The 3,555-nt window shown below is 35.2% G+C and carries 5 protein-coding genes; 3 read left to right on the forward strand and 2 right to left on the reverse strand.

Features of this window, described 5'->3' with window-relative positions; genetic code table 11:
• Positions 1 to 356 precede the first annotated feature (356 nt).
• Positions 357 to 1,148: a sporulation transcription factor Spo0A gene (gene spo0A / locus V7659_RS15155; protein ID WP_335540708.1), complete on the forward strand. Its 792-nt coding sequence runs from the start codon at positions 357 to 359 to the stop codon at positions 1,146 to 1,148.
• Positions 1,149 to 1,233: 85 nt separating this feature from the next.
• Here spo0A and V7659_RS15160 read toward each other — a convergent pair whose 3' ends face one another.
• On the reverse strand, positions 1,234 to 1,374 hold the full coding sequence (locus V7659_RS15160) for a YycC family protein (protein ID WP_335540709.1): 141 nt from the start codon (positions 1,372 to 1,374) through the stop codon (positions 1,234 to 1,236).
• A 37-nt stretch (positions 1,375 to 1,411) separates the two neighbouring features.
• Here V7659_RS15160 and V7659_RS15165 point away from each other — a divergent pair, with 37 nt between their 5' ends.
• A complete protein-coding gene (locus V7659_RS15165) occupies positions 1,412 to 2,140 on the forward strand; it encodes a glycerophosphodiester phosphodiesterase (RefSeq protein WP_335540710.1) in 729 nt (242 codons plus the stop codon).
• A gap of 12 nt (positions 2,141 to 2,152) precedes the next feature.
• On the opposite strand, the gene V7659_RS15170 is transcribed toward V7659_RS15165, so the two are convergent.
• A complete protein-coding gene (locus tag V7659_RS15170; protein ID WP_144547615.1) occupies positions 2,153 to 2,386 on the reverse strand; it encodes a DUF2627 domain-containing protein in 234 nt (77 codons plus the stop codon).
• 182 nt (positions 2,387 to 2,568) lie between these two features.
• Between V7659_RS15170 and V7659_RS15175 the strand changes: the two genes are divergently transcribed.
• Positions 2,569 to 3,489: a DUF1002 domain-containing protein gene (locus tag V7659_RS15175; protein WP_335540711.1), complete on the forward strand. Its 921-nt coding sequence runs from the start codon at positions 2,569 to 2,571 to the stop codon at positions 3,487 to 3,489.
• Positions 3,490 to 3,555 lie beyond the last annotated feature (66 nt).

Genomic DNA, 3,555 nt, shown 5'->3' on the forward strand with positions numbered 1-3,555 from the left:
ACGGGGCAGGGGAGACCCCGCAGGCGCTAAAAGCGCCGAGGAGGCTCCCCGGCACGCCCGCGGAAAGCGAAGTGCCTGGAACGGAAATCAACAGTCAAGTTTAACACAGCCTTTACATAAATAATTTTCGACAAAAATAACCCAAATATTAGAATATACGCGTTTTTCGTCGAAAAGAAGAGAAAAACAAAGAAAAGATAAGATTTTATCACTATTTTAAGAAATATTAAAAAAATGAGAGGAATTTTTGTTGCATTGTCGAATTTCTAATTTAGAATATAATTAAGACAATACAACTGATTAGGAATATAAGTTGAAATAGAGTTTATGATTTGAACCCTGAGGAGGAACTGGAAGTGAAGAAAATTAAAGTATGTGTCGTTGATGACAATAGGGAGCTAGTAGGATTATTAGAGGACTTTATTTCGTCCCAGGATGATATGGAAGTGGCAGGGATTGCTCACAATGGTCAGGAATGTTTAGAAATGTTAGCGCAAATCGATCCGGATGTTCTGGTTTTAGATATTATCATGCCCCACCTAGATGGCTTAGCTGTACTAGAGCGCCTCCGTGAAATTAAAAAAGGAGTTTTGCCAAATGTAATTATGTTAACCGCATTTGGACAGGAAGATGTTACGAAAAAAGCGGTTGAACTTGGTGCATCGTACTTTATATTGAAACCATTTGATATGGAGAATCTAGGCAGCCATATTAGACAAGTTAGTGGAAATACTAACTCGTTTACCCGAAAATCAACTTCCACCACATACCGTACTCAAACTGAACAAAAACCTAAAAATTTAGATGCAAGTATTACAAGTATCATTCATGAAATTGGTGTCCCAGCCCATATTAAAGGGTACTTATATTTACGAGAAGCCATCTCAATGGTTTATAATGATATCGAACTTTTAGGTTCCATTACGAAAGTGTTGTATCCGGATATCGCTAAAAAATATAACACGACCGCAAGTCGTGTAGAACGGGCCATCCGCCATGCGATTGAAGTTGCATGGAGCCGTGGGAATATTGATTCCATTTCCTCTTTGTTCGGATATACAGTGAGCATGTCCAAGGCAAAACCAACCAATTCCGAGTTTATTGCAATGGTTGCTGACAAGCTCCGTCTAGAGCATAAAGCATCTTGAATAGAATACAATGAATGAAAGCCTTCATCACAAAAATGAAGGCTTTTCTTTTACAGTAAAATTGGACTCAAGAATTTTAAAAAATTTAATTTTCTTTTTCCTTCTCCAATTCCATCAGTTTTTGAATAAGAATATGTTGAGGCATATGCATAAGCTGTTCTATCGGAACATTTAACTTTTGGGAAAGCTTTATGGCCGTTTCAGGTGATAACTGTAAGGGTCTCATTTGTAATCCTCCTATATTTAAGTTGGGAAGTGAAGAGATGACTCAGATTTTTGCGCACCGTGGTTATTCCGCTTCTTTTGCCGAAAATACACTAACAGCCTTTATAGAAGCAGAAAATGCCGGAGCTGACGGATTAGAATTGGATGTACAATTGACTAAGGACGGAGAAATAGTTGTCATCCATGATGAAAAAGTTGATCGAACAACGACCGGGAAAGGGTTTGTAAAAGATTTTTTATATAAAGATCTTAGAAAATTGAATGCAAATAAAAAAAACAACAAAATGGAACCAATCCCCGCATTAACGGAAGTGTTTGAATGGCTATGTACAAATAAATTGTTATGTAATATTGAACTCAAAAATGGACTCATTCCTTATAAAGGAATGGAAGAAAAAGTCATTCAGCTTATTCACAAATATAAGTTAGTGGATAGAATTATTATTTCCTCATTTAATCATTATAGTATCGTCTATACCTACAGTATAGCACCAGAAATAGAAACAGCTCCTCTTTTTCTTGAGGGAATTTACATGCCGTGGGTTTATGCCAAAGCGATTCGAGCAAAAGGGATTCATCCCAAACATTCTGCGATAACTGATGAAATTATCATTAAAACCATTGAAAATGGAATTGCCGTACGACCTTATACGGTAAATAAAGAAGTGGATTTGCAGCGCCTTTTTAATATTAAATGTACGGCACTTATTACTGATGACCCAGTCAGGGCATTAACAATACGAAAGCAATTTGAAAAGAGACCTTAATGAGGCCTCTTTTTATTTTTTAAATCTCTTTTGAACTTTGCTTCTTTTTCGATCGCGATGGAAAATAAATCCTGCAACGAAGCCTAGTCCGCCGACAAAAAAGATTAATCCAGTTAGAAATTGAAGTAATAAATTAGGAAATGGTGCTTGTACTATTCCGAATAACATATCACGCATTAATTTAATGCCAATAGCAGCTAGGATACCAGGAATTAATACAATCAAGAGGGCAATAATTCGCTTCATAAATAAATCCTTCCAATATCAAATTTTGCAAAGTGATAGCCTTATTTTAATTATATCTCAAGAAAATATTATTACATAGATATAATTTGTCAATGATTGTGATTGGAGATAAAATAGTTATGAAAAAAGTTGCATGGATTTCTTCAATATTATGAAAAAATTTTCTTATGAGGGGTATTTAAATGCAAAACGTAATGATTGTTGGTGCAGGAAAAGGTGGTACGGCAATCTTAAAAATCCTAAAAGAATCTGAAGTTTTAAAGGTAAGTGTTGTCATTGATCGGAATTTAAATGCACCTGGCATTTTGTTAGCACGGACAGAAGGTATAAATACTGGGACGGACTGGCAGCCTTATTTAACCGATCAGATTGATATTATTATCGAAGTTACTGGAAATGAGGTAGTTTTCCAAGAGTTAAGAAATGCAAAAAATAAACAGACTGTTTTGATTCCAGGAAGCGTTGCCTTTCTAGTTGCAAAGATTATGGAAGAAAAGGAAGATCTCATCGAAAAGCATAAAAATGAGTCCTACCAGCAAGAACTTATATTTAATGCAACCAATGACGGAATGGTTGTTATTGATAAAAATGGTAAGGTCATTTTATTTAACACACGTGCACAAGAAATTATCGGTGTAACAAAAGAACAGGCAATAGGTAAATATGTAGTTGAAGTTATTCCTACAAGCAGGCTCCCATTCATCCTTGAGTCAAGAAGAATTGAAGCAAATCAAGAAATGGTTGAAACTGCGAAACTAGGTGACTCCATTGGTGATGAGAATGCTGCCGCGTTAATTGCTAAGATTAAAGAAGAAATTGCAAAGAAAAAACCAAAAAATGATCAAGAATTACAAAATATTATCGAACAAGCTGCAAAGGAATTAAATGTAAAGCTTACTGATGAAGAAATGCAGCGGCTAATAGACTTTTTTAACAAGTTAAAGGATTTAAACATTGACTGGAATCAAGTTAGCGATCAACTAAATAAAGCGAAGGATCGAATTTCTAATTTTCTTCAGTCGGAAGAAGGGCAAGGTTTTTTAGATAAGTTAAAACAATTTTTTACCTGGCTGATTGATACGATTAAGTCGATATTCTCTTAATAAAAAAGCTGCCGCAGAAAAATTTCTGCGGCAGTTTTTCTAATCATTAGAAAGTATAAGTTTTTG

This window comes from Neobacillus drentensis (assembly GCF_036966985.1).
GTDB classification, from domain to species: domain Bacteria; phylum Bacillota; class Bacilli; order Bacillales; family Cytobacillaceae; genus Neobacillus; species Neobacillus drentensis_E.